This window comes from Streptomyces sp. NBC_01260 (assembly GCF_036226405.1).
In the GTDB taxonomy this organism is placed as follows: domain Bacteria; phylum Actinomycetota; class Actinomycetes; order Streptomycetales; family Streptomycetaceae; genus Streptomyces; species Streptomyces laculatispora.
This window is the reverse complement of sequence record NZ_CP108464.1, coordinates 8643463-8668472: the sequence shown is the minus strand read 5'-3', so window position 1 is coordinate 8668472 and position 25010 is coordinate 8643463. Positions and strand designations below refer to the sequence as shown.

General features: G+C 69.2%; 21 protein-coding genes and 2 pseudogenes. 14 read left to right on the top strand and 9 right to left on the bottom strand.

Going from position 1 to position 25010, the window contains the following annotated elements; genetic code table 11:
- Nucleotides 1-310: 310 nt before the first annotated feature.
- Nucleotides 311-1189, bottom strand: a complete 879-nt coding sequence (locus OG322_RS38635) for a GNAT family N-acetyltransferase (RefSeq protein WP_329307615.1) — start codon at nucleotides 1187-1189, stop codon at nucleotides 311-313.
- A 236-nt stretch (nucleotides 1190-1425) separates the two neighbouring features.
- Here OG322_RS38635 and OG322_RS38630 point away from each other — a divergent pair, with 236 nt between their 5' ends.
- A complete protein-coding gene (locus OG322_RS38630) occupies nucleotides 1426-1953 on the top strand; it encodes a hypothetical protein (protein WP_329307614.1) in 528 nt (175 codons plus the stop codon).
- Here the strand turns inward: OG322_RS38630 and OG322_RS38625 are convergent.
- Nucleotides 1854-2429, bottom strand: a complete 576-nt coding sequence (locus tag OG322_RS38625; protein WP_329307613.1) for an IS110 family transposase — start codon at nucleotides 2427-2429, stop codon at nucleotides 1854-1856. The genes OG322_RS38630 and OG322_RS38625 overlap by 100 nt on opposite strands.
- Before the next feature lie 244 nt (nucleotides 2430-2673).
- Between OG322_RS38625 and OG322_RS38620 the strand changes: the two genes are divergently transcribed.
- From OG322_RS38620 to OG322_RS38600, 5 genes are all read left to right on the top strand, one after another.
- Nucleotides 2674-3033, top strand: a complete 360-nt coding sequence (locus OG322_RS38620; protein WP_329307612.1) for a hypothetical protein — start codon at nucleotides 2674-2676, stop codon at nucleotides 3031-3033.
- Nucleotides 3034-3196: 163 nt separating this feature from the next.
- Nucleotides 3197-4231: an SMI1/KNR4 family protein gene (locus OG322_RS38615; protein ID WP_206432440.1), complete on the top strand. Its 1035-nt coding sequence runs from the start codon at nucleotides 3197-3199 to the stop codon at nucleotides 4229-4231.
- A 333-nt stretch (nucleotides 4232-4564) separates the two neighbouring features.
- Nucleotides 4565-5257 (top strand): alpha/beta hydrolase, encoded by a 693-nt coding sequence (locus OG322_RS38610; RefSeq protein ID WP_329307611.1) that lies wholly within the window; start codon nucleotides 4565-4567, stop codon nucleotides 5255-5257.
- 343 nt (nucleotides 5258-5600) lie between these two features.
- Nucleotides 5601-6335, top strand: coding sequence for a dienelactone hydrolase family protein (locus tag OG322_RS38605; RefSeq protein ID WP_123465547.1), 735 nt, complete (start codon nucleotides 5601-5603; stop codon nucleotides 6333-6335).
- 575 nt (nucleotides 6336-6910) lie between these two features.
- Complete coding sequence (locus OG322_RS38600) at nucleotides 6911-7582, top strand: hypothetical protein (RefSeq protein WP_329307610.1); 672 nt, start codon at nucleotides 6911-6913, stop codon at nucleotides 7580-7582.
- A gap of 13 nt (nucleotides 7583-7595) precedes the next feature.
- On the opposite strand, the pseudogene OG322_RS38595 reads toward OG322_RS38600, so the two are convergent.
- Nucleotides 7596-8160, bottom strand: a pseudogene (locus OG322_RS38595) (IS5 family transposase); the annotation flags it as partial.
- Between the two features lie 45 nt (nucleotides 8161-8205).
- Here OG322_RS38595 and OG322_RS38590 point away from each other — a divergent pair.
- Nucleotides 8206-8678, top strand: a pseudogene (locus tag OG322_RS38590) (ATP-binding protein); the annotation flags it as partial.
- 50 nt (nucleotides 8679-8728) lie between these two features.
- Here the strand turns inward: OG322_RS38590 and OG322_RS38585 are convergent.
- Both OG322_RS38585 and OG322_RS38580 read right to left on the bottom strand, forming a co-directional pair.
- Complete coding sequence (locus OG322_RS38585; protein ID WP_123465545.1) at nucleotides 8729-9193, bottom strand: hypothetical protein; 465 nt, start codon at nucleotides 9191-9193, stop codon at nucleotides 8729-8731.
- A 499-nt stretch (nucleotides 9194-9692) separates the two neighbouring features.
- Nucleotides 9693-10355 (bottom strand): amidohydrolase family protein, encoded by a 663-nt coding sequence (locus tag OG322_RS38580; RefSeq protein ID WP_329307609.1) that lies wholly within the window; start codon nucleotides 10353-10355, stop codon nucleotides 9693-9695.
- Nucleotides 10356-10978: 623 nt separating this feature from the next.
- Between OG322_RS38580 and OG322_RS38575 the strand changes: the two genes are divergently transcribed.
- From OG322_RS38575 to OG322_RS38545, 7 genes are all read left to right on the top strand, one after another.
- Nucleotides 10979-11497 (top strand): hypothetical protein, encoded by a 519-nt coding sequence (locus OG322_RS38575; RefSeq protein WP_124285954.1) that lies wholly within the window; start codon nucleotides 10979-10981, stop codon nucleotides 11495-11497.
- Between the two features lie 79 nt (nucleotides 11498-11576).
- Entirely contained in the window at nucleotides 11577-12422 is an 846-nt protein-coding gene (locus OG322_RS38570) for a DUF4097 family beta strand repeat-containing protein (RefSeq protein ID WP_329307608.1), read from the top strand.
- Nucleotides 12423-12499: 77 nt separating this feature from the next.
- Nucleotides 12500-13531 carry an ATP-binding cassette domain-containing protein gene (locus OG322_RS38565; RefSeq protein WP_329307607.1) on the top strand — a complete coding sequence of 344 codons (1032 nt, stop codon included), beginning with the start codon at nucleotides 12500-12502 and terminating at the stop codon, nucleotides 13529-13531.
- Entirely contained in the window at nucleotides 13528-14319 is a 792-nt protein-coding gene (locus OG322_RS38560; protein ID WP_123465536.1) for an ABC transporter permease, read from the top strand. Before OG322_RS38565 ends, OG322_RS38560 begins: the two co-directional genes overlap by 4 nt.
- 207 nt (nucleotides 14320-14526) lie before the next feature.
- Nucleotides 14527-15324 carry a TetR family transcriptional regulator gene (locus OG322_RS38555; protein WP_329307606.1) on the top strand — a complete coding sequence of 266 codons (798 nt, stop codon included), beginning with the start codon at nucleotides 14527-14529 and terminating at the stop codon, nucleotides 15322-15324.
- Between the two features lie 207 nt (nucleotides 15325-15531).
- Nucleotides 15532-17142, top strand: a complete 1611-nt coding sequence (locus OG322_RS38550; RefSeq protein ID WP_123465532.1) for an MDR family MFS transporter — start codon at nucleotides 15532-15534, stop codon at nucleotides 17140-17142.
- A gap of 327 nt (nucleotides 17143-17469) precedes the next feature.
- The gene (locus tag OG322_RS38545) at nucleotides 17470-18237 is read left to right on the top strand and encodes a class I SAM-dependent methyltransferase (protein ID WP_329307605.1); all 768 of its coding nucleotides are present in this window, start codon (nucleotides 17470-17472) and stop codon (nucleotides 18235-18237) included.
- A 113-nt stretch (nucleotides 18238-18350) separates the two neighbouring features.
- Here the strand turns inward: OG322_RS38545 and OG322_RS38540 are convergent, their stop codons facing one another.
- The 4 genes from OG322_RS38540 to OG322_RS38525 form a co-directional block, all read right to left on the bottom strand.
- On the bottom strand, nucleotides 18351-18902 hold the full coding sequence (locus OG322_RS38540; protein WP_123466461.1) for a YciI family protein: 552 nt from the start codon (nucleotides 18900-18902) through the stop codon (nucleotides 18351-18353).
- A gap of 177 nt (nucleotides 18903-19079) precedes the next feature.
- Nucleotides 19080-22043, bottom strand: a complete 2964-nt coding sequence (locus OG322_RS38535) for an acid phosphatase (protein WP_443066580.1) — start codon at nucleotides 22041-22043, stop codon at nucleotides 19080-19082.
- A complete protein-coding gene (locus OG322_RS38530) occupies nucleotides 22043-22978 on the bottom strand; it encodes a hypothetical protein (RefSeq protein ID WP_329307603.1) in 936 nt (311 codons plus the stop codon). The genes OG322_RS38535 and OG322_RS38530 overlap by 1 nt, the downstream gene beginning before the upstream one ends.
- A gap of 383 nt (nucleotides 22979-23361) precedes the next feature.
- Nucleotides 23362-24804 (bottom strand): NF041680 family putative transposase, encoded by a 1443-nt coding sequence (locus OG322_RS38525; protein ID WP_329307602.1) that lies wholly within the window; start codon nucleotides 24802-24804, stop codon nucleotides 23362-23364.
- Nucleotides 24805-25010 lie beyond the last annotated feature (206 nt).

The window sequence follows — 25010 nt, the reverse complement described above, 5'->3', positions numbered from 1 at the left end:
GGGATCCCGACAGCTCGTAACCGCGGCCACCGGCTGACCTTCACGGCCGACAGCGGGTGGCCCGCCGCCCAGATCTCCGGGCTCAAGGTCTACGCGGCCTGGGCCGGCGGGCAGCAGGGCCCGGAGCGTGGGCGCCGGTTCGCGTGGCGCGCGAGCGCCGGCCCCGGCCTTGCGGCGTGTCCGGACCGCCCGTTCCGCCCTGCCCATGGCCGCGGTGAAGCCACGCATCGGATGATGCCCGGCCGGCCGTAGCCGTTCGTGGCCGCGCAGGAATCGGACGGCACCTCCTGGGCCGCGATCCAGGGCGCTCTCAACCGGCTTCCGGCGCGTTGCGGGAGAAGTCGTACGCGGCGAAGTCGGCAACCGGAACATATCCGATGCGCTGGTAGAGAGCGCTGCTGGTGGGGTTGGCCGGGTCCGCGAACAGTACGACGTCTGTCGCACCCGCGGCCAGCGCGGCTCTGCTCACCTCGGCTGTCAGGGCGCCCGCGTAGCCGCGGCCCCGGAAGCCGGCCGGGGTGTAGACCGGGTCCACCCGGACCATGCCGGCGATCACCGAGGTCACGGCCGCCATGGAGACGAGGGTGCCGTCGGAGGTCTCCCAGAACGTGAAGTGTCTGTCGGCGAAGCGCGAGCCGGCCCAGGAACTGGCGTCCACGGCGGGGACTTCCCCGACCGTGGCGGCGAACTCACCGCACAAGCGGATGAGTTGTTCGCGGTCCTGCTCGCCCGCGATGCGCCCCCGGCCCGCTGGGCGCGGCTCCGCTGGGGTGAGCGTGCCGAGACGGTGGAGACGGGCCCGCCAACTGGGCAAGGGCGCTGCGTCTGTGTGCCGCTGCCATGTCTCGGCGAACGCGGTGGCGGTCTCCTGGTCCGCGAGGACGCCGGTGAGGAGGTGCCCGAGGCCGGCCAGGTGAGCGGCGAGGGTGTCGGCCTGCTCTCGGGAGAGGGGGGTGAGGGTCAGGCGGTGGGACGGAGAGCGGTAGAAAATGGCGCGGACCTCACCCCCAGCCTCCAGTCGGCCGAGGACGGTGGCTCCGGCGCCGCATCCGTACGCCCCGCGTGTTCGCAGTCCCTCGATCACCGTCAGTGGCGTGTTGTGCAGGGCGGGACGCGAGCGCAGGAAGTCTCCGGCTCGAGTGAGGAAGTCGTCGATGTCTTCGGTGAGGTGCCAGCCATCCGGGCGCATGCTTCATGGTCCCTGACGCACCTGGCTCAGGGACCGCTCGCGTTGCCCACAGAGCCTCGGTGCGCGCGGGCGCACGGGCGCGGCGCTGTCGTTGCACCCAATGGGCCGTGCGGCCGCGGGGCGACCCGATCGTGTGAATCAGGCCGCTGCAGCTGCGGCAGGAGCCCGCTCGGGGTGACCGTTTCCTCAGGCATGACGGGCCCGCTGTGCAAGGGCCGTGAGCGAAGGGTGGGGCGGTGGCTGGTGATGTGGTGCGCGAATCCGCGCAGGCGGGCCGGGTGGTGTTGTGGGAGGAGTCGCCGCGTGACGGAGCCCAGGCCAAGACCCTGATGACGGCTGACTTCCGGGTACGCCTCGCACGCGCCCAGGGCGAGGTCTTCACAGGGGCCGGACCGCGGCACGTGGTGTTCGCCGCAGGCTTCCCCGCTGTCTGCCGGGAGGAGTTCGAGGCGGTGCGAAAGGTGGCGGTGGAGGCCGAAGGCTCAGTGAGCGTCTCCGCGGTGTGCCGAGGCACTCCAGGCGACGTGCGGCAGGCCCTGGCCGCGGTCCGGGGCAGCACCCATGCGAGGATCATGGTGATCGTTCCCGCGTCCGAGGCGATGGCGCGGGTGATGACCCACACCTCCGCGGAGCAGGCACTGACCGCGGGCGCCGTGTTGGTCGCTCAGGCCCGGGAACCGATGACAGTGTGGCCGTTGACGTATGCCTGGCCGACGCCTCCCGTGCGGACCACGCGCTGGTGGCAGAGCATGCCGCGCGGATGACGGCGGCCGGGGCCGGGGTGGTGGTCCTGGCGGACACGGTCGGCGACCAACTGCCCGAGGAAGCTGCGGCCATGTTCACGCGTGTGCGCCGGTTCGCGGGCGAGGAGGCGGTCCTCGCCTCCCAGGGCGGCACGGGCGGCGGCGTAGGCGTCGATCGGGTCCGACTTGCCGGTGCGGCGGCGTTCGGCCCTGTCGGGGCGGTTGACCTCGATGACCCGGTGCCCGTGGGAGCGGGCGGTTCGGGTGAAGCCGGCTCCGTAGGAAGAGGTGCCTTCCACACCGATCGCGATCACATGGCCGTGTGCGGACAGGAAAGCCAGGGCCGCCGCGTACCCGGCGGCGGTGGTGGCGAATTCGACGTCCGCGAGATGGCCGCCGTTGTCGCTGATGACAGCGACATGGACCGTGTCGGCGTGGGAATCGACTCCGCCGAACACATGCTGGCCCGCAGTGTGTTCCGTGACCCTTGATGTCATGCTGATGATGCCTTCCAACCGGAGGTAGGCACCGGCCGGGTGGCGCAGACAGGACATTGAAGGGGCTTCTGGCCAAGCTCCTATCAGGTCATGTTCCGCCCGGCCGGAGCCGTGAGGAAAGGTCGAGGCGGCCGGACAGTACAACCGGAAGACAGCCCAGCAGGGCGTCAGTCAGACCCTGAGCCACGGCCACCGGAACCTCAGTATCAGCATCAATGTCAGACCCTCGCCGTACCGTCACATCATGAGCGTCTCTCTGTACTACAGCGCACACCGCGCGGCACCTTTGACCGAAGCCGAATCGTCCGCGATCGAATGCGTCGTCGCCGCGCACACGACGTCGTTCCCGTACGACGACGAGGAAAGTCTGTACCTGTACGAGCTGTCCGACGACGGGCCGGAGGAACGCGTCGCCGGGGCCACCAAGATGCCGTCCGACTTCGACCGCCTGATGCCGGTGCTCACCCACCTCCTGCATTCCGTTACGGAGTTGCGCAGAGTTCTGTCGGATGCCGAGTGGGCGGTGCACATGGACGACATCGACATACCGTGGGACGAGGCCGAGGGATACAGCCTGTCCGGGATGAATGAGCGCAGGAAATGACCGTCGGCAGTCCCGTCGCTGCGTTCGCCATGGTGTTCAAGCTCGCCGGATCCGCCCAGGCCCGATGGCGGGCAATCACTGGTGACGACCGGTCGCGCCGGTCCGCGATCGTGCCGGAGCGCGGAACCCGCAATCGCCGGACGGTCAGGTGCGGGAGGGCACAGTGAGACATTTCGAGGGCTTCGACGTCGCCGGGTTCTGGGACGACTCGGCGCACGCGCTGGAGGAGTACGTGGAGGAGGGCCGGCCCTCGCTGGAGTTGATCGCGTCCTTGGAGGATGAGCTCGGCGGATACCGTCTGCCCGGCTCCTACATCGCCCTGATGAACGCGCACAACGGCGGCACTCCGGCCCGGGCCTGCTTCCCGGTGTCCGAGCCGACGTCCTGGGCCGACGACCACATCGAGATCACCGGCATCCGGGGCATCGGACGGGCCCGGCCGCAATCACTCGGCGGCGAGTTCGGCAGCCGGTTCTGGATCGACATGTGGGAGTACCCCGACATCGGTGTCTACTTCGCCGACACACCCTCGGCAGGCCACGACATGCTCGCCCTCGACTACCGCGTGTGCGGCAGGCAGGGTGAGCCGACCGTCGTCCACGTCGACCAGGAGGACGACTTCGCGATCACCTTGGTCGCCGAGAACTTCGAGGATTTCATCACGGGCCTGGTCGACGAGTCCGTCTACGACACCTCGGAGCAGGACCGGCTCGCCGCCCTGGCCATGGTGCGCGACGGCAGCTTCTCCCCCATCCTGCTACGTGCTTTCCGTGAGGTCGCGGACGTTCTGCCCGACGCGGACCGGCGGATGCGGGCGCTGGGCGAGGCCGTCGTCCGCGACAAGGGGTTCTTCGCCCTTCACGCCGACACGTGCTCCAGGTTGATGTACGACTACCTGTTCTGGCTATTCACCAGCTTCAACCGGGTCGGCTCCTTCGAGCGGTACATCAGAACGCCTGCGCAGTACGAGCGTTCCTATGCGCTGCCGGACTACGAACTCATGATCATTTTCGGTCTCGTGTCCGAGCAGTACGACTTCCGGACCGGCGGATACGCCCCCGGCTTCCTCGAAGAGTGGTGGAACTCCCGTGTCGCCTCGGGCCGCATCGTCGAGACCGCAGACGGCTATCGCTTGACCGAAGCCGCCATCACCGCGCTGCTCGACGAGCTCGCCTCAGTGGCGGGAGAGAGCGAGTAGCCGTCGCTCCAGGAACGCCAGGAACTCAGACATCAGCCACCGCACCGGTGTTGATACCGCCGCTGATTCCGCCGTTACAGCGCCCCCGACGTACCAGCCAAAGCAGCGAACCACTGGCACGTGTCTGGAGTCGTGATCACGTGGCGAGGAGAGGGTTTGGAGGGATAGTGATTGAGGCTGTTGGCTTCAGTTGACCGCGATACCGTCCGAGGAGGTGAGACCCATGAACGCTGTATCGATGTGGGTGCTCCCCCTTCCGTCACAGTATGGCGATTGACGTAGCCTGTCGCCGGGAGCGCCTCGACAACAAGGCACTCCCGAAAGGCAACACCTGTGCAGTCCCTGCACTTCACCGCCGAGCCGTCGTCGAACGGCATGGTCGAGCGCGACTTCACCGTGGGCGACGTCCCCGGCATTCTCTGGTCGCCGGCCTCCGGCGCCGATCGCGCCCCACCGTGGCCCATCAGGACCAGGGGTGCGCACAAGAAGCATCTGGCGATGGTGGGCCGGGCGCACAGCCTCGTGACCGGCTGCGGCTTCCATGTCGCCGTCATCGGCGCGCACGACAAGCAGGAGATCGCCGAGCTGCGCAAGGCGCGGGCGGCCGGCGAGCTCGAAGGGCCGATCATCGTCCGTTACAACGCCCGGCTGGCGGAGTTCGCCGTGCCCGAGTGGCAGGCGACCCCGGACGCCCTTCAGGAACTTCCGGAGATCGGCGCCGATGGGCCGGTGGGCTACGTCGGCATCGACCTGGGCACCGATCGGGTGCCTCTGGTGGCGATCGAGCCCAGGATCACGGCCGCGGCCTTCGGCCTGATGTGGCCCGATGACCTGGTCGAGAAGGCGAAGCAGATCACCGTCCCGATCGAGTTCGACATGCAGTGGGACAACGAGCGCATCCCGCGTGAGGCCACCCTCGCACTGTTCGACGCCTTCGCTTCGAAGGAGAAGACGTTGCACGCCAACGCGGGCAAGCACATGGAACTGCCCAGGTTCGAGGCTGACAGCGCCGTCCGGGGGCCTTGACCCCTGATGTCGGACACACGAGACACTGGATCGGTATCGCTGTGACGGGCAGCGCGTCGGCCGCGTTGAGGATCCGAGGTACTGACGAGGTCAGTCAAGCGAACATCACTGTGGACTTGGAGGCTGGCATCGATCCCGTCCGGTGGGCTACGTTGTGTGGCGATGACTACCGGGACGGCATCGCGCCACACACGGATTGGTGACCCGGCGCTCCACTGAGCGCCGTACGGACCAGGGCCTGCCCACTGTTGGATCGAGGATCCGGCGCTGCTGCGCGGGATCCGCCTCCTGTCGTGTTTCGTGTTGATCACAGCTCGATACGTCAACCACGACAGGAGAACTCATGCCCACCAAGATGCTGCACATTCCCACCGCGGACGGCGAGGCCGACGCTTTCGCCGCCTTCCCCGACGGTGGTGAGCAGCACCCAGGGGTGCTGATGTACGCGGACGGCTTCGGCATCCGGCCCGTGCTGCGGGAGATGGCCCGCGAACTGGCCGGGCACGGGTACTACGTACTCGTCCCCAATTTCTTCTACCGGCACGGACCGACACCGGTGATCGAACTTCCCGAGTACATCGGAGAAGAGGCCCGGCCCGCGGTCTTCGCCCAGCTGATGCCCTTGATCGAGGCGCACACCGCCGAACGGTCCCTGAGCGACGCCGACGCCTTCCTCAGGTTCCTCACCGCTCAGCCCGAGGTCGGCGCCGGACCGGTCGCGGTGACCGGTTACTGCATCGGCGGCCTCCTGGCGATGCGCACCGCCGCGGCCCACCCCGGCCAGGTGGCCGCCGTTGCCGCATTCCACGGTCCCGTGGGCGTCGAAGGGCCCGACAGCCTGCGCCGCCTCACCGCCGAGGTCCACCTCGGCCACGCCGAAGGCGACATGACGCCGGAGGCCCTCGGCAAGCTCAACCAGACCCTGGACGCCGCGGGGGTCGACTACACCTCCGAGATCTACCCCGGCACCGTCCACGGCTTCACCATGTCCGACACCGACGCCTTCGACCCCGCCGCACTGCAGCATCACTGGGACCGTCTGCTGCCCCTCCTCGACCGGACTCTGATCAGCAGCTGAGGCTCCGGCACGGAAATCCAGACCTGAAGTACGCGGCTCCGGAGGCCCAGCGATGTTTCGAAGCCGGTGTGGGGGCAGTTCCGCCCGCCCTCACACCGGCTGGGGAGCAATCGGTCGATGGCCGCAGTGTGGATGTGCTCGCTTCGCCGGTTGGGCTGACGGCTTCGTGACGGTAGTGGGTGGATCGGCACAGCTCCGTGGATTCAAGGTCTCCCGGTGGCGGTGGTGAGGGCCGATGCCGAGTGAAGGGTGGCGTGGAGGGCCAGGTCGGTTGGTTCCGCAGGAACCACCGCAATTCATCCGACTTCCTCTCCCTGGCGGAAGGCCGTGGCTCCCCGGATGACACGGGCTGCCTGTCGACGGGCGTCCGACTCGGCCCCAGCAATCATGGTGTCGGTCTCGGCCGGAACAGTTGTACGAACGCAGGAGCCGATTTCGTAACCGTTCGGCGCACGCTCGATCACACCCCCTGCCCCGTACGTCGCCTGCTCCCCGCGGCCGGGGAGGATGAGCCCACCATCCACCTGCGGCCTGGGGCGTTCTCTCTCCGGGCCTGGTACTCAGAGGATCCGCCCTTGATTCGCCACCGGACTGCGACCCTGATTCTGGCGCTCTCGGGACTGATGCTCTCGGCATGCGCCTCGGGCTCGCCCGCGCGACCGGAAACCGGCGAGCAGGTGGTCCGCGAGCGGCTGGCCGCAGCCGACGACGCCCCCTACTCGGCCGCTCTCAGAGCCGTCACGCAGTCCGGTCCAACACGACTGCAACTCATGGTGGGACGGATCAACCTCAACACGCCTTTGACGGGGCGTACGACGGAACAGACCGAGCAGTACGCCGAGGACGTCGTGATCACCCAGCAGAAGGTGTACCGGCGCGCAAGCGGAACCCCCGGTGTGTGGCAGGAATTTCCTGCGTCGGCGGCCAAGGGCGGCATACCCGTGGACCGGCTTCCGCAGTACGTGCACCTCATGCTCGGTCACAGCGCGTCCATACACCAAGGGAGCGAACCCGTGCGCGTGTCGGCCCGCCTCACCCCGAAAGACATCGAATCGGTCGACAAGGCGGTCGGGCGCAATCTGGGCCCCGCCACCACAATCGACGCCGAGGCATGGATCGACGAAAAGGGCCGCGTCGTGCGCGTACGCCAGGAAATGCACTTCGCGTCCAACCCCGACATTCAAGGCACGCTCACGCTTACCGATTTCAAGAGCGCCATTTCGGTGAGCACACCCGACGCGCGGTGAGCCTCATTCAGGACATGGTCTCTGGTCGAGTCCTCGGTCTCCCGAAAGCGCTCCGGGGCCCCTGATCCTCTCCCTTGCCGCTTCGGAGGGCCGGTGCGTCACCGGTCTGGCCTGCGGTGACGTGGACGACCAACGGCCGCGCCCGGCCGTCACTGGCCAGGCGAACCTTCCTACCCAGGCCACCGCGTGGGCGTCCGAGTGCATGATCGTCGGGTTCGACCCGATCGGGAGCCTCCTTTTCCTGGCTCCGCCGGCGTGCTGGTGAGCCCGGCAAACGGTTGAGTCCACCGATACCGGCCAACCCAACTCATCACTGGCGTCCGCAGCGGCCAGGACAGCCGCGAGGATCCGTTCCAGGTACCGTCGATAGCCCACCTGATCAGGCGTTTGTGTGCGGTCTGCTATGTACCGAGTTCGGCGGGCAGGTCCCGCCAGGGCGAGCAGGTTCGGTACTTCCACACCGTGGCCTCAAGGGTTCGACGATGGTCGGCCCATCGTCGCCCGCGGACTGGATCGGCCGGGATCAACGGCTCGATCCGGTCCCACATCAGATCAGTGATCACCAACCGGACAGACATATCCGATCAACCGGCCAACCCATCAATCCGCTCTAGCAGGCCGACGTCGACACCTCGTACCGCATCCTCCGCCTGCCCACCATCCGCGCCCCGTACCCGGAGCCGGCCGAGGCGGCGCTGCGCGACCAGATGACCTGCCGGAGTTCCTGGCCGAGACCTTGTTGTCCGCGTGCGACGACCGGGCCAGTCGGCGTTCCGAGCGCCGGATCAAGGCGGCGAACCTTCCTCGCGTCAAGCCGTGTGCGGCAGTTCGACTTCGAGGCCAACTCCACCATTGGCCCGGCCACCATCCGCACCCTGGCGAAGTACGACTGGGCCAAAAAGGGCCTGCCCCTGTGCGTGATCGGCAACAACTGCTGTTTCTGGATCTGACGGAGCGTGAGGAAAGGGACAGCGCGACGATAGCTTCCGATGACTCCGCCGGAAGCTGGACGTTCGGCGGCAACATCATCGGGACCGGCGCCGACTCCTACCGACTGGCAGCCACCCGAGCCCGCGCCGAACAGGCGGCTGCGGCCGCCGGGCGACGAAGGGGGTGGCCCTCAGGACGCCGATCCGCAGGTTCTGGCTACTCATCGGTCTCGTCGGCCGGCGAGTGACCGAGCACCATCGGCCATGCGTCGGCGGCAAGCAGGTCATCGAGCGCGCGGTCCGGGCCCGCGGTGAACACTGCGGTCGCGGGCGCCGCCCGCGCATACAGTTCCGGGTCCACCACGGTCTCCGCGCGCAGCACGAGCGCCGCCTCCGGATCGAGCGCCGAGCGGCCGGGGAACGTCCCGGCGTCCACACCTACCTGCCCCAGGGCGCCCGGGTACACGGCGATCTCGACCACCAGGCGGTTGCCGTCGAGGGTGTGCTCGGCCCAGCCGTCGGTCATCACCAGGTAGACCACACCGTCGCCCTCGTAGCAGTAGCTGAAAAGCTCATGGACCGCACGCTCACCGGGTGGGCCGTCGGGGTCGACGACGAGCGTCACCACAGGCACGTCCGGCTCTTCGGGGTTGACGCCGGAACGGATGTGGAGCCGGGTCACTGGGGACCTCCGATGACGTGCGGGGCGGGCGATCCAGTAGAGCACGGCTGTTCCAGGGCTCGTCCGCGGGCACCTGCGGCGCCCAACGCCTGCTCGTCCCCACCGCCGCCAATCGCCCACGCGACGAATCTGGAATCGTGGACGGCACGTGCGGTACGGATGGGGCGCATCCCGGCACGCTGAGCACCGGGCCAAGTCAACTTGCCCAGGTGGAGCCACATCTCGCCACTCGTCCGCGGCCTCGGGAAAGCGGTGCGGCCGCCTCACCCGGCCCGCGGAGCGGGGGCGCGCGCCCCCGCTCCGCGGCCATCCTGGGCTGGGCGAAGGACGGCGTCCTCGGCCGAGCGTCTTGACGTCGTCGTTGCCGCTTGCCCAGGTGACGCCGCAGGCTGGGCACGCCACCTTCTGCATGGAGGACGAGGGGTCGCTGAGCGCGCGTTGGTGTTGGAGCCGCCGGTTGTGTGATCTGCCTGTGGTTGAGCAGAGCCGTGTCCTCGGATTACGGGCCTTCAGCTGGTTGCCGCAGCTCGCGCAACGGCTCCCGTCGTCGGAGGTGAGCAGCCCGATCTGCGCGTCCGAGGTCGGAGCCAGGGGTCAGGTCGTCGGGCCACTGCTTGTCCCAGGCCCCGAAGTGCGGGCCCATGGCGGCGTGCACGCCGCGGATGCCGGTGTCGATGAGGGCCTGGATCGCGGCGTCGGAATGCTCGGCGGTGCGGGAGTTGTGGGAGAAGTCGAGCATCGTCGTGATGCCGCTGTCAATCGCCGTCAGCGCGGCCAGCCTGGTGCCGACGTACATGTCATGGGGCCGGTAGACCGTGGCGTAGCCGGTGAGGGTGGACATGACGTAGGCGCCGAGGTCGTCGACGTCCGGCATGATCCGGCGCAGCTGCGTCTCCCAGGCGTGCCGGTGCGTGTCGACGAAGCCGGGGGCCAGGATCGTGCCCCTCGCGTCGACGACCACCGCGCTTTGCGGGCTCAGACCAGGACCGACCGCCATGATCGTGTCGCCCTCGACGAGCAGGTCCGCGTCGTGCAGGACGCCGAGGCCGGAATCCATGGTGACGATGGTCGCGCCAACAAACAGGATGCGCAGCTTCGGGTCGGTGGATCGGCGCTGAAGCTGGTCGAGCACGGCAGGGCTGGTGGTGCCAGAGGCGGTCAAGGAGAGATCCTGTTCGTCATGCCAGGGCGGTGAGCCGTTGCGGAGTAAGCGATGACCTCAGCTTCGGCCCAGTCGACGGCGGCAACCAGGCCGCCATCCGCCCAGGTACAGCGCACCCAGGCTCACCCTCGCCCCGCGACACCACGACGCGCAGGAACCGGTCGCCACCGTCGCTCAACACCTCGGCGCCGGCCACTCCACACCTCATCGCGTACGACGAAGCCGCAGTCACTGACACACCCCATGTCGCCGACCACTGACAATCCCGTGTCGCCCGACAGTCCCGGAGCCAGATGATGTCGCGCTTCAGGAACCCCGAGACGTTCAGGGATCTGTCCGGAGAAGACATTCGGGCGCTGCCGGATCATCTGAAACAGCGATGGACGGACCTGGCCGGCCGGACCGAGGCATCGGCGCAGCTACCAGTGGCGAAGGATCAAATGCCGAGGATCTCGCGATCGGCGCCACGCTGCGCCACCCTGAGAAAATCTGGCGCCACCTCCTCGCTTGACCGCTCTTACCTGCAAGAATGCATCTCATGCGCCACCCGTGAGCCCTGCCGAACGCCACTATTCACACATCCACGCTTGCCAATGGCGCCACAATGGCGCCATAGTGGAGTCATGGACCTCACGCCGTATGTCGAAACACTCCACAGGGAACTGGCGGTGGCCGCCGAAGCCGGGGGTGACGAAGCCCGCGAGCTGGCCGAGCGGCTGACCGCGCCGCTGGAGTCGGCCACCCGTCTGACCCTGCTCAATGTGCTGTCCGCCGCCATGGACGAGATCACCCGCGAACTCGCCCCCGGCTCGGTTGACGTACGGCTGCGCGGCCTCGACCCCGACTTCGTGGTGGTACTGCCGCAGCACGAGGAGCGGGCCCAGCCGCTCGACGTACCGGTGCCCGCCCTTGCCCCGGTCCCCGCCGATACGGACGAGGGTGGCACCGCCCGCGTCAATCTGCGCCTGCCCGCCCACCTCAAGACCCGCGCCGAGGAAGTGGCGGGCAGCGAGGGTCTGTCGGTCAACGCATGGCTCGTACGCGTCGTGTCGGCCGCGGTCGACTCGGGCGGCGCCGCCACCCCCCGGGCCCCGGGGAAGACCAGGACCGTCAGCCAGAGCTTCAAGGGCTGGGTGCGCTGACCGGCCCCTCGGAACGACTTCACCCACACCACGTCCCACCAGCGGGGACGCCACGAACACCCAAGAGGACGGAACAGCCATGCCTTCTTTCGACACGCCCGCACCGATCTCGGTCAACGCCCATGTGTCCGCCGGTTCCATCCAGTTCGCCGCGGCCGACCGTCCCGACACGGTCGTCGAGGTGCGGCCCCGCGACCCGCAGAAGGACCAGGACGTACGATCGGCCGAACAGACCGAGGTCACGTACACGAGTGGCGTCCTGACCGTCAGGACGCCCAAGCAGCGCTATCTCGTCGGACGCACCGGCACCGTCGACGTGACGGTCGAACTGCCCACGGGCTCGAGCGTCGACCTGACCGGCTCCTGGCTCCAGGTACTCAGCGAGGGCCGGCTCGGCGAGGCCCGCGTGAAGACCTCATCCGGTGACGTCCGCCTCGACACGACCGGACCGCTCCACCTGACCGCCTCCCACGGCTCGATCACCGTCGACCGGATCGAGGGCAAGGCCGAGATCACCACCAGCTCCGGCAGCTTGCGCGTCGGCATCGTCGACGGCCCCGCCGTCCTGAAGAACTCGCACGGCACCACGACCGTCGGCGCCGCGACCGGCGACCTGCAGGTGAACGGCGCCCACGGCGACATCGACATCGCGCGCGCCGAGGGCTCGGTCGCCGCCACCACCGCCCACGGCACCCTGCGCGTCGCCGACGTCGCCCGCGGCACCGTTCAGCTGGAAACCTCCTACGGCGCCATCGAGGTCGGCATCCGCGAGGGCACGGCCGCCTGGCTCGACGCCAGCTCCGGCTCCGGGCAGGTGCGCAACGCGCTCACCGCCTCCGAGACCCCGGAGAAGGCCGAGGACACCGTCGAGGTCCGCGCCCGGACCCGCAACGGCAACATCGACGTACTTCGCGCCCGAACCTGAGCACCAGGCCCGTCAACTCACCTGCTTCCCCAGTCACTTCACTTTTCGATCGGGAGGACCTCATGACTTCACCTGTCATGCCCACATCCAAAACTGACAACGCCCAGGAGCCACGCGCCGCCATCACGGCGATCGGGCTGCGCAAGTCCTACGGTGACAAGGTCGTGCTCGACGGCGTCGACCTGGCCGTCCCCGAGGGAACGGTGTTCGCGTTGCTCGGCCCGAACGGCGCCGGCAAGACCACCGTCGTCAAGATCCTCTCCACGCTCATCTCCGCAGACGCCCCGTCCGCCGATGCCGGGCCAGGTTCCGGCTCAGGTTCCGGTTCCGGTGGTGTCCGGGTCGGGGGTCATGACCTCGCCGCGAACCCCCAGGCGGTGCGGGCCGCGATCGGCGTCACCGGGCAGTTCTCCGCGGTCGACGGCCTGATCACCGGCGAGGAGAACATGCTCCTCATGGCCGACCTGCACCACCTCTCCCGCAGCGAGGGACGGCGCGCCGCCGCCGGGCTGCTGGAGCGTTTCGACCTCACCGACGCCGCGAAGAAGCCGGCCTCCACCTACTCCGGCGGCATGAAACGGCGCCTCGACCTCGCCATGACCCTGGTCGGCAACCCGCGGATCATCTTCCTCGACGAACCCACCACCGGCCTCGACCCCCGCAGCCGCCACAACATGTGGAACATCATCCGCGAACTCGTCGCCGACGGCGTCACCGTCTTCCTCACCACCCAGTACCTGGACGAGGCCGACGAACTCGCCGACCGCATCGCCGTCCTCAACAACGGCAGGATCGCCGCCGAGGGGAGCGCCGACGAGCTCAAACGGCTCATCCCCGGCGGTCACGTCCGCCTCCGCTTCTCCGATCCGGCGGCGTACCGGTCCGCCGCCGTCGCGCTGGGCGAGGGCACCCGGGACGACGAGGCGCTGTCGCTGCGGATCCCCAGCGACGGCAGCCAGCGCGAGCTGCGCTCCCTCCTCGACTGGCTGGACTCCACCGGCATCGAAGCCGACGAACTGACCGTCCACACCCCCGACCTCGACGACGTGTTCTTCGCCCTGACCGGCGCCGCAGACATCCCCGACCAGCCCAAGGAGACAGCCCGATGAGCACCCTCACCCTCGCCGCTCGCGACTCCGCCACCATGCTGCGCCGCAACCTCCTGCACGCCCGCCGCTACCCCTCCCTCACCCTGAACCTGCTCCTCACCCCAGTCATGCTGCTCCTGCTCTTCGTCTACATCTTCGGCGACGTCATGAGCGCCGGCATCGGCGGCGGCGGCGCCGACCGCTCCCAGTACATCGCCTACATCGTCCCCGGCATCCTGCTGATGACCGTCGGAAGCACCGTGGTCGGAACCGCCGTGTCCGTCTCCACCGACATGACCGAAGGCATCATCGCCCGCTTCCGCACCATGGCGATCCACCGCGGCTCCGTACTCGTGGGACACGTCGTCGGAAGCGTCCTGCAAGCAGTCATGAGCGTGATCCTCGTCGGCGCCGTCGCCGTCGCCATCGGCTTCCGCTCCACCGACGCGACCGCCCTGGAATGGCTCGCCGCATTCGCCCTGCTCGTCCTCTTCGCCACAGCACTCACCTGGATCGCCGTCGGCATGGGCCTCATCAGCCCGAACGCCGAAGCCGCCAGCAACAACGCCCTCCCCATGATCCTGCTGCCACTCCTGTCCAGCGCCTTCATCCCGGTCGACACGATGCCCGGGTGGTTCCGGCCCATCGCCGAGTACCAGCCCTTCACACCCGCCATCGAAACCCTGCGAGGACTACTCCTGGGCAACGAGATCGGCAACAACGGATGGCTCACCCTCGCCTGGTGCCTCGGCCTCGCAACCCTCGGCTACTTCTGGGCAACCTCAAAATTCAACCGCGACCCCAAGTAACCCCCACCCCCCCCAACCCCCGGGGCGGCGTCCCCCGACACCCGTCGGCGCACGCCGCCCCACCGGCATCCACAGCCAACCACCACACCCGCACCTGTAGTAGGTCAGGTCGGAGGAGTGGTGACAGTGCAAGTAGTGACGGCGTTCGGCGGACCCGAGGTGGGGAATAATTTTGCAGGTTCTGCATTTTTGCCTACTATGCAAGATGTGCCCACCAAGAAGCCATCCGCATCGGGGCCGCCGGAACGCAAGAGGCCATCCTCGCCGGGGCTTCGGGAACGCAAGAAGCAGGCAACCCGCAACGCCCTCGCGGAAGCAGCCGTACGCCTGGCCGCCGAACACGGCGTGGAGAACGTCACGGTCGAGGCCATCAGCGAGGCCGCCGGAGTCTCGCCCCGGACGTTCTTCAACTACTTCCCCAACCACGACGACGCGTTCGTGCTGATCGACGAGGGGGTGGGCGAGCGGATCAGGGAGTCCGTTCGCCGCGCCCCGGCCGACCGTCCGCCACTCGACGTGGTCCGCGAGGCCCTCGCCGACGAGCTCGACGGGTTCGAGCAGCGCCAGGAGTTCTGGGCGCTGCAGGCCAAGGTCCTCCAGCGTTCCCCCCACCTCATCCAACGCGGCCTCCAGGCCCAAGTGGCGGACCAACGAGACCTGGCCGCCGCCATCGCCGACTGGCTCGACGCCGGGTCTGCCGCCGGGACCGCCGCCACAGCAGCAGGCTCGGGCGGCCCGCGGGCGGGGGCTCGCGTCCTGGACAGCGACCTGAACGACACGGGCACCCGCCAGGACGGGTGCGACGACCACGCGGCACGTCCGGAGGCCGGCACAGGAGCCGTCCGCGACAGCCTCTTCCCCCAACTGCTCGCCGCAGTCGCCCAGACCGCTGTACGGGTCGCCGTCGAGCACTGGTGCGACCACCCCGGAGAGGTGATACTCGCGGACACGTTCCAGGAGGTCTTCGCCCAACTGGCCCAAGGCCTGCCACGACCACCCGCGTAGTCCCGCGGTCCGCCGGGGCACCGGCCCTCCGGTCCGCCGGTTCACCGGTTCACCGGTTCACCGGTCTTCCAGTGCGCCGTTTCGCCGCTCCCCCGCATGTCCGGCCCCTGGCCGCCCCCTCCGCACCACACCAACCTCTGTTCTGCCCCAGCACCGAAGAAGGACACCGTGACCGCAATAGAGGCGCCCGAGCAGGCGCCGTCCTCCATGTCCAACCGGCAGATACTCCAAGCGATGTCCGGCCTGATGGCAGGCATGTTCGTCGCCATCCTCGCGGGTACCGTCGTCGCCAACGCCCTGCCGCGTATCATCGCCGACCTCGGCGCGAGCCAGTCCGCGTACACCTGGGTCGTGACGTCCGAGCTCCTCGCGATGACGGCCACCGTGCCGCTCTGGGGCAAGCTCGCGGACCTCTTCAACCAGAAGCTGCTGCTCCAGCTCTCGCTCGGCCTGTTCGTGGTCGGCTCCCTGGTGGCGGGCTTCTCGCAGGACGTCAACACCCTGATCGTCAGCCGGGTCATCCAGGGCATCGGCGCCGGTGGCCTCACCGCGCTCGCCCAGATCGTGATGGCCGCCATCATCCCGCCGCGCAGGCTCGGCAAGTACGCGGGCATCTTCGGCGCCGTCTTCGCCGTCGGCACAGTCGCCGGCCCGCTGATCGGAGGTGTCCTCGTGGACACCTCATGGCTCGGCTGGCGTTGGTGCTTCTTCGTCGGCGTGCCGTTCGCGCTTGCCGGGATCATGCTGCTCCAGCGCACCCTGAAGCTGCCGACCGTACGCCGTCAGGTCAGGATCGACTGGCTGGGCGCCTTCCTGATCGTCGCGGGCGTCTGCTCGCTGCTGATCTGGACCTCGCTCGCCGGCAACAACTTCGACTGGGCCTCCTGGCAGACCGCCGCACTGGTACTCACCGGCGTGGTGCTGCTGACCGCGGCCGTCTTCGTCGAGTCGCGGGCCGCCGAACCGATCATCCCCCTGGACATCTTCCGCAACCGCACGGTCACGCTCACCACCCTGGGCAGCTTCTTCGTCGGCATCGCGATGTTCGCCGGAACCGTGTTCCTCTCGCAGTACTTCCAGATCTCCCTGGGCAAGTCGCCGACCGTCGCGGGCTTCATGAGCCTTCCGCTGATCGGCGGTCTGCTGGTGTCCTCGACCGTCGCCGGGCAGATCATCTCCGCGACCGGCAAGTGGAAGCGGTACCTCGTCGCGGGCGCCGTGATCATGACGGCCGGGCTCGGCATGCTGTCGACCATCGACGCCGACACGCACTTCGGGCTGCTCAGCCTCTACATGGCGTTCATGGGTATCGGCGTCGGCATGCTGATGCAGAACCTGGTACTCGCCGCCCAGAACGACGTGCCCGCGCACGAACTGGGCGCGGCAACCTCCGTACTGTCCTTCTTCCGCAGCCTCGGCGGCACCATCGGAACCAGCGTGCTCGGCGCGGTCCTCGCCAACCGGGTCGCCAGCGAGATGACGAAGGGACTCGCGGAGAAGGGCCTCCCGGCACCCGCCGGCGGCCACGGCGGCGCCGTACCCGACATGACCAAGCTGCCCGAGCCGATGAAGGACATCGTCGAGCACGCCTACGGAGTAGCCACCGGTGACCTCTTCCTGATCGCCACCCCCTTCGCCTTCCTCGGCCTTCTGGCCGTCCTCTTCATCAGGGAGAAGCCCCTGAAGACGACCAGCGGCATGGAGCGCCTCGCCGCGGAAGGCACCCCGTCCTCCGAGGTCCCGGCACCGCGCGACGAGGCGGGCCACTCCCCCGAGACCGCCGCGGCCGCCGGCCCGTCAGGCGCCGAGAAGGACTGACCCGCACGGCGCGGTCGCACGCCGCCCACCGAGCACGTCATGTGCGAGAGCCCGCACCGCCCGTCCAGGCGGTGCGGGCTCTCGCGCGCCGGCGGGGAGAGCAGTCACCGGCGGAGAACGGTCGCCGGCTGACGAGGACCCGGCCCTTGCTGCGCCGGCGCTCACGCACGGCCCCGCGGCAGCGGCGGGTCACGCCGGGTTCAGTACCCGCGCTCACCCTGATGAGCCTTCGTTGTCGCTTGAGCCTCCTGCTTGCCATGACCGGAAGGCTGGTGTCGCACGAAAAGACCGGGCGTCGGCGGAGCAGCCCGTGTCAGGATGCTCGGCATGTCCGGTCGCGCGCTGAGCTTCGGAGTGATGGCGGAAGCATACGAACGGTTCCGGCCCGGGTATCCCGTGGAGCTCTTCGACATGGTGATGGCGTACGCGCGTCAGCCCGTGCGGACTGCCCTGGAGATTGGCGCCGGGACGGGCAAGGCAACCCGCCTGCTGGCTCAACGGGGTGTCACGGTCACCGCGACGGAACCTGACGCGGCCATGCTCGCCGAGCTGCGCAAGCACGTGCCGCCAGGTGTCAGGACGGTACGAGCGGCGTTCGAGGACTTACGACCGGGCGAGAGGTACGGGCTCGTCTATGCAGCGGCGGCGCTGCACTGGACGAAGCCGCAGGACCGGTGGTCACGCATGGCCGCCCTGCTGGAGCCGGGTGGCGTGTTCGCCTCGTTCGCCGGGCCGATCCAGCTGGTCGACCCAGCTGTCGAGGAAACCGTTCGCGCGGCACCGGCACCGTTCTTGGAGAGCGACGATATTCCGTCCCCGGACGGGACACCTCCGGGTCATGACATGCAGTGGCCGGGTACGGAACTGCAACGGTCCGAGTGGTTCACCGGAGTTCGGCAGTCCGTGATCGAACGGCGCTTCACGATGAGTGCTCGCGACTACGTTGGCCATCTCTCGACCATCTCGGCCTATCTCGTGCTGCCGCCGCCGGAGCAGGAGCAGGTGTTCCGCCGGATCATGCGGGTTCTGCCTGAGACGGTCGAGATTTCCGCCGACGTCATCGTGCATCTCGCCCGTCGGCGCTACGAGCAGTAGTACCTCGGCTATCCCCTGTCCCGCCCCCCTGCCGTCAGTCGTCCGAACATGCCGGATCAGCTGTCCGGGCGACCCGCAGGGCGTCGCCCAGCACGTCGCCCGGAGAGCCTCGGCTATGACCGACGCCCGCCGAACTGCCAGTTGTGCACCTCAACGCCGGCGTAGCGTTCGGGGGTCAGAAGGGCGCGTGCCGCCTCCGGGTCCGGTGCCCGGGCCAGCACCGCGGTCCCCAGCCAGGTGGCGCCGTCGTCGGACAGGAGGGGCCCGTAGGCGATCAGCTCGTCCCGGTCGGCCGGCACCGCGAGGTCGGCCGCCTGCCCCGCGCCGAGACCGATCACCAGGTACCGGTGGCCATCGGCCGGTCCGCCGGCGAAGTCCCACATGGTGTGCCCCAGCAAGTTGCGCCACCGTCGCAGCAGTACGTCCCGGTAGACGCCGGCCTGGTAGTTCGGCTCGTCGAAGGCGAACGCACGGGCGGCAGCCGGATCGGGCAGATCGACGATGTGCACGCTGCCGGTGGGGGTGTCGCCGTCGTCGGCGAGGGTCGGGCCCCGGGCGATCATCTCCTTCTCGTACTGGTCCATATACGACCAGTGCTCTTCCAGTAGCTCGTCGCGCAGCGGCAGGGAGCCGGGCCGGTCGCGGTGGTAGCAGAGAAATTCCATGCCCAAGGATCTCTCCGAGGAGGCATCCGAGTCGAGCAGGTTGCGCAGCGGCGGCTGCTCGGCGTCCCGCGCTCCCGCGTCCACGCTCCGCCGGGCCCCGGGGAGGGCGGGGCTGTCGGCCACGCGTACGCCCGTGGGGCCCGGCGGAGTGGTGGTCGGACCCCACGGGCGCGGTGCCTACTTTCCGGTCCGTTCCCCTTCGGCGTTCACCCGCACCCCGTCGACGGTGAGCGTCCCGTCGTGGTGCGCGGTGACCTTCGCGGTCATCGCGCGCGCGAGGTCGATCCGCTGCCAGCTCCCCCCGTCACTCTGCTCGTCCAGCACGGAGCCGGAGGGGATCTGGGTGGCGGCGAGTACGGTGCGCCGCTGGGCGTCGGTGAGCTTCGGGTGCGCCGTGCGCAGCAGGTCCTCCGCCCCGTCCGGAACGGCCGGCGGCCGGTCCTGCGCGCCGATGTGCGGGAAGCCGTAGGTCATCCGCTGCTTGTACACCCTGAGCGCCTGGCCCGTGGGCAGGTACGCCTTCCCGCTGTCGGCGCACCGCGTGAGCGAACCGCCCGCCCCGGCCTCGCGGCACTTCTGCACGAGGACGGATTCCAGTTCCGCTTCGGCCTGCTCCAGGAGGTTACGGAACCCTGGGTCGGACCACCGCAGCTGGGCGGTCTTCTCGCCGACGATCCGGCCGCCCATGATGTCGGTCGGATAGTGGAAGGCCAGCAGGATGCGGTTGTTGCCGTACTCGGAGGCGCGCGCCAGGATCTGCGGTGCCAGTTCGGGCAGCAGGGTGGCGAGGACGATGCCCTGCGCGTAGCCGTGGCTGGTGTGCCCGCTCGGGAAGGAGCCGTCGCCCGCGAGACCGCCGTAGCCGCCGGGGCTGTCCCAGGGCTCGATGAGCCCCTCGTCGTTGGTGAATCCCATGCGGACGAAGGGCCGCTTGTACTGGTAGTTGTTCTTGGCGGTCTGGTACCAGTCGGCCGAGGAGTCCGGGGTGTGCTCGACGCGACCGGACAACAGCGCCTTGGTTTTGGGGAGTTCGCCGTTCTTCAGCGCCTGGTCGTAGAGTCGGCCGAGGGTGGTGCCCAGTCCGTCCGCCATGGTTCGGTACGGACTGTTCGCACCGTCCACAAGTGCCTTGTGCACCTGGGGATCGGTGGGCCCGGAGGGGGTGTTGTTGATGTCGATGACCGTCCGGTCGTTGAGCGCGGCCAGCTCCTCGTACGTCGTTCCCTTCGGCAGGACCTCGTTGGCCCCCATGATCGACGGTGTGTTCCGCACGGCGTCGAACGAGCGCAGCAGCCAGGTGAAGTAGTCACCGCCTCCGGGCGCGGTGGGCCGGGTGTCGGAGGCGTAGGAGGTGCCGAGCTGCGCGTCGGTGAAGGGCAGGGATTCGGCGGTCTGCGCGAGCGGGCCCGGCCCCAGGTAGACGTCGGAGCTGGTGCTGTTGCACTGGTGGACCTCGATCGCCAGGGTGTTGGCGCCCGCGCGCAGGGCCGAGGCCGGAACGCTGAAGCGGGCGGTGACCGGGTCGCCCTCGCCCGAGGTACCGTCCGGGACCTCGTACTGGAGGTTCTTCTCGATCTTTCCGTCGCCGTGGCCGGCGATGCGTCGGCCATTGAGATAGACGGTCACGGTGTCGTCGTAGACGACCGTACCGAGCAACCCGGTGATCGCGTCGAGGGAGGCGCGGTCCATCGAGAAGGAGGTCCGGAAGAAGTACGCCTCGACGCTGTCACCCTCATCCTTGCGGAGCCTCAGCTTGGTGCGGACCGGGAAACCGGCCCCGAGGTCGGTGCCGTCGTTCTTCGCGCCGAAGGGACCGGCGGCCGTCTTCCAGGGAACGTCCCCCGCCTCGAAGCCGGTCCGGGTCCACGCCGTGCGGTCCCGCTCTCCGCGCGCCGGGTCGACGCCCGGGGTGTCGAGGTAGCTCCAGGTGGTCGAGGCGTCGATGGCGGCCTTGCCGATACTGAGTTCGTCGATCCAACCGGTTGGCTTGGCACCGGACTCGGCGTGCTCGTCCTCGTAGCGCAGCCGGATCTCGCTGACCCGCTTCCCGGCGAGGGCGCCGAGGTCGGCCGAGACGGTGTTCCACTTCCCCGGGGCGGGTGTCCTGTCACCCGTCCTCGCCGCGTAGGTGCGAGGGTGCCGACCGTCCGGGTCGGCGTAGACGACGTTGAGCGCAATGCGGGCGGAGGCGGCGTCGTCCGGGCGGATCGCGTAGCTCAGCCGCGACTCGCGCACGAGCGGGACGTCGAGTCCGGAACGCAGGACCACCGTGGAGGAGGCCGGTCCGGAGGCGAGGACGCGGCCCGCATAGCGCAGTGCGGCGGAGCCGTCCGCCGCGCCGACGGAGTCGGCGTTCTCGACCCGGACGCCGAGCGCCGAGGCCGAGGAGCCCGCGGAACTGCGCAGGGTCCAGTCGGCGAGCTGGAGCTTCGCACGGTCACCGGCCGAACCCTCGCACCGGTCGGCGCAGTTGTCGGTGATGCGGAGCTGGTAGTGGCGGTACGCGTGCGGGGTGCCGATCGGGTAGAAGTTGCTCTGCCCACGGGCGCCGAAGCGCTGTCCCTCCTTCTGGTCCAGGACCTTCCATGAGGAGTCGTCCGCGTCTCTTCCGGCGGAGTCGCTGTCGCTCCCGAGCACGGTCCACGCGGCCGGGTCGCGCGGCGGTGCGTCACTCGCGGAGGTGAGCGAGTAGCCGGTGACGGCCGACGGGGTGCGCAGGGTGTAGATCGCGTATACGGGTTCTTCGCCGGTGGGCCGGCCACTGTCACGCGCGTACCACTTGGTGCCGGAGTCCTGATCGGCGAGGCTTTCGACGCCTTCCTGCGCACTCGTGTCGTTGGGGTGGTCGGAGCGCACGTCGCGCACGGTGGTGGTGATGTGGGTGGTCTCGCCGCGCAGGTTCCGCGCCGGCCCCTGCGCCGGGAACCCGGCGGGCCGGGGCGTCCCGGGCTCGTAGGACGTGGCCCAGTACCCACCCGCCTGCGACGCCGTACCCGCCGCGTCAACCGCGCCGGACGAGGCGGACCCCGCAACGAGCGATCCCGCCACGACCGCGGCTACGACAACACCGGTCCCCGCGCCTCGTCCACGTCTCCTGAACACCCGCACGACTCGCCTCTTCTCTGCGGACAACGTTGTCATCACGACGAGCCTGGCGGCTCGGCGGGAGGCATGTCAACGCTCAGGAGACCGCGTGTCTCGTTCCGCACCGCCGGAGTTGAACAGAGCGGCACCGGGCGCCCGCGACAACCGGTCAGAGCGCGGCGCCTGCCGAATCGGCCTCCGCCAGCAGCCGTCGGGATGCCGTGGTGGCCGTCGTGAGCGTGAGACGGCTGGACCAGGTCAGGACTGCCGTTGCGGCCAGGGCGAGGAGCGGGACGGCGAAGCCGGCGCGCGCCCGCCCGGACCGTCGACCCGTGGTGAGCGTCGGCGAAGGCGCTCACCGAGACCTGCTTCGAGCCGAAGAAGACGCCCAGGGCCTGACCGACCACCAGCAGCGTGGCGAAGCTCCGGGTCCGCAGAGTCCCCGGGCCCCGGGCGTCCGCACGATCGAGGGCGGGCACCGCGGTGGGCGCCGGGGCCGTACGGCGCAGCGTCGCGAAGGCAAGTCCGGCGCCGACGACGAGCGCCCCCGCCAGCACCGTACCCGCCGCCGGGTGCAACTGGGTCGCCGTCAGCACCGCGAGAGCGGGACCGAGGAGGAAGGCGACATCGTTGCTGATCGTTTCGAGTGCGAAGGCCGGGGCGAGTTCGGCCCTGCCGTGCAGGAGGGCCGACCAGCGGGCCACGGAGAGCGCACCGAACTGAGGGACGGTCGCCCCGGCGGCGAGGCCCGCCGCCATGAGCGGCACCACGGGAGCCCCCGTCAGGGCCAGCGCGACCAGGGTGACGATCGCTCCGGCGTGGGCGCACAGGAGGGGGACGAGGACACGCGGCTGCCCGAAACGGTCCATGAGACGGGCCGCCTGCGGGCCCACCACGGTCTCCGCCGCGGCGAAGGCGCCAGTGACCAGGCCGGCCATCCCGAAGGACCCGGTCTCGGCATGGACCAGCCAGACGATGCCGAGACCGGCCATGGCCGCCCCGACCCGGGCGGGACCGCGGCCAGGAAGAAGGCGGCCGCGCCGGGCGTCTGGAGGGCTGAACGGTAGGAAGCGGTTCCCGTCCGAGCCGCCCCGGAATTGCGAACCTCCGTGCGGTACGGCGGAAATCCGGTGCGGTACGACGAATCCAGTCCCGCGGTGTCACGGTGAACCTTCCGCTGCGCGGTGGGACGGTCCGGGAGAGCGCCACCCGTCGAGGGGCCGCCCCCGCCGCCAGGAGTCGTCCATGATGACGCGGACGGGCGGAATCGAAGTCCGCGTCGGCGTCGGCTCCAGCGCCGGCAGAAACATTGAATGCTGATCGTGAAATCGAGATCGAAAAGCGGATCGGGCAGAGGACGACACTAACTTGATCTTTAACCTGTGCGGCGTGGGCGTGGAGTCGTTGGCTTCTTCGTCCGTCGCTTTGTGGAGTCTGGTTTGCCGACTGTGTGCACGTCGTAGCGTGCGGTGGGTTGGTTGTTTCTGCGGCCGGGTGGCCGTCCTGGGCCGGGCTGAGAGGATTTCGGTGCTCCGGCTGGGCAGGCGGCCTTCGGCCGGAGGTGCCGAAAATCGCGGCGGACTCGTGCAGGGGTAAGCCTGTCCGCGGGACTTGGCTTCTCCCAGGGTCGGCGCAGGTCCGCCGCCAGGGGGCGGGCGAGCCGGAGCTGGGTGAAGACCACGAGGATCAGCCAGGTCCAGCGGTCGGCGGCTTCGGGGCTGCGGATCTTCGGGCAGGTCCAGCCCAGGGTCTGTTTGAACAGCCGGAAGGTGTGCTCGATATCGAAGCGCCGCAGGAATGCCTGCCAGAGCAGATCGACTTCCGCCTCAGTGGCGTCGAGCCCTGACCACCACAGCCAGACCGGCTTCGGTGTTGCCCCGCTGGGCAGGTGCTCGACCTGCAAACGGATCACCGTGCCCTCGATAACCGGCAAAGCACCCAGCTGAGCGGTCCAGGCCGAGCGATGGGTCAGTCTCGGGTGGAGCCGGTCCCAGGCCCGGGCGACGGCGGTGCCATAGAGGCGGGTTGCTGTCACCGTCTGCGCGTCGGGAGTGTTCCAGGTGGACGGGTCACCGAATGCGAACTCGCCGCCATGGCGGGGCGGCCGACCCCGGACACCGGGCTCGCGGGGCGGGACCGACCGTCGCAGGACACGGTCCGAACGCATCCGGCCCAGCACCTGCACCGGTAGATCCTTGAGCAGGAAGGCCAGGCGGGGAACGTCGTAGCCGGCATCCACCACGATCAGGATCTCCGGATCGCCGTCCTTCCACTGCCCGGCATCGATCAGCCGCTCGACGAGATCGCGCATCTGCCCGGCAGTGACGGTGGCGGCGTCATCTCCCGGTGCCAGACGCAGTGCGTCCAGCGGCGCCGTCCAGGAACTGCGGCCCGTCTCCAGCGCGCAGATCACCGAGTAGGGCCAGCCGGGCACGGGAATGTGCTGGTCCTTGCCCCGTCCGTAGGTGTGGCACAGGATCCGCTGCGGTGAGGTGTGGGCACTGGGCCGCAGCCAGCAGGTGAGGTCGGCGGCCAGGACCAGCCGGCCGTCCGCCGCCCGCGGCAGCGGCACCGTGGCCAGGCCCCGTCGCAGCCGGGCGACGTCGACCCGGCCCGCGGACAGGGCGTCGTAGAGCCCGCCATGCCCGCGACGGTGTTCACCCACCAGCGACAGTTCCACCAGCGACCGGACCGGACCATCCGCGCACAACACCGCGTCCGCGAGTTCGAACAGTGCATCCGCACGCCTGGTCAGACAGGAGTAGAACTCACCCGAAGGCCGCCTGCCCGTACAGCAGTTACCAATCCGAGTGATCAAGTACGACGCACCGTTCGGACCCCGAGGTTAAAGATCAAGCTAGCGGCGGCGACCGGCGGAGAGAAGAGCGCCCGGGAGAAGTGGTTTCCCGGACCGGCTCCGGTCGGGAAGCCAACCGTATGAGCGCAGGACTGGGGCGCCGCCGTCCGTAACGAGCGCGCGCAGACCGTCACCGGTGAGGCGGGCGATACCGCGCACGAAGACCG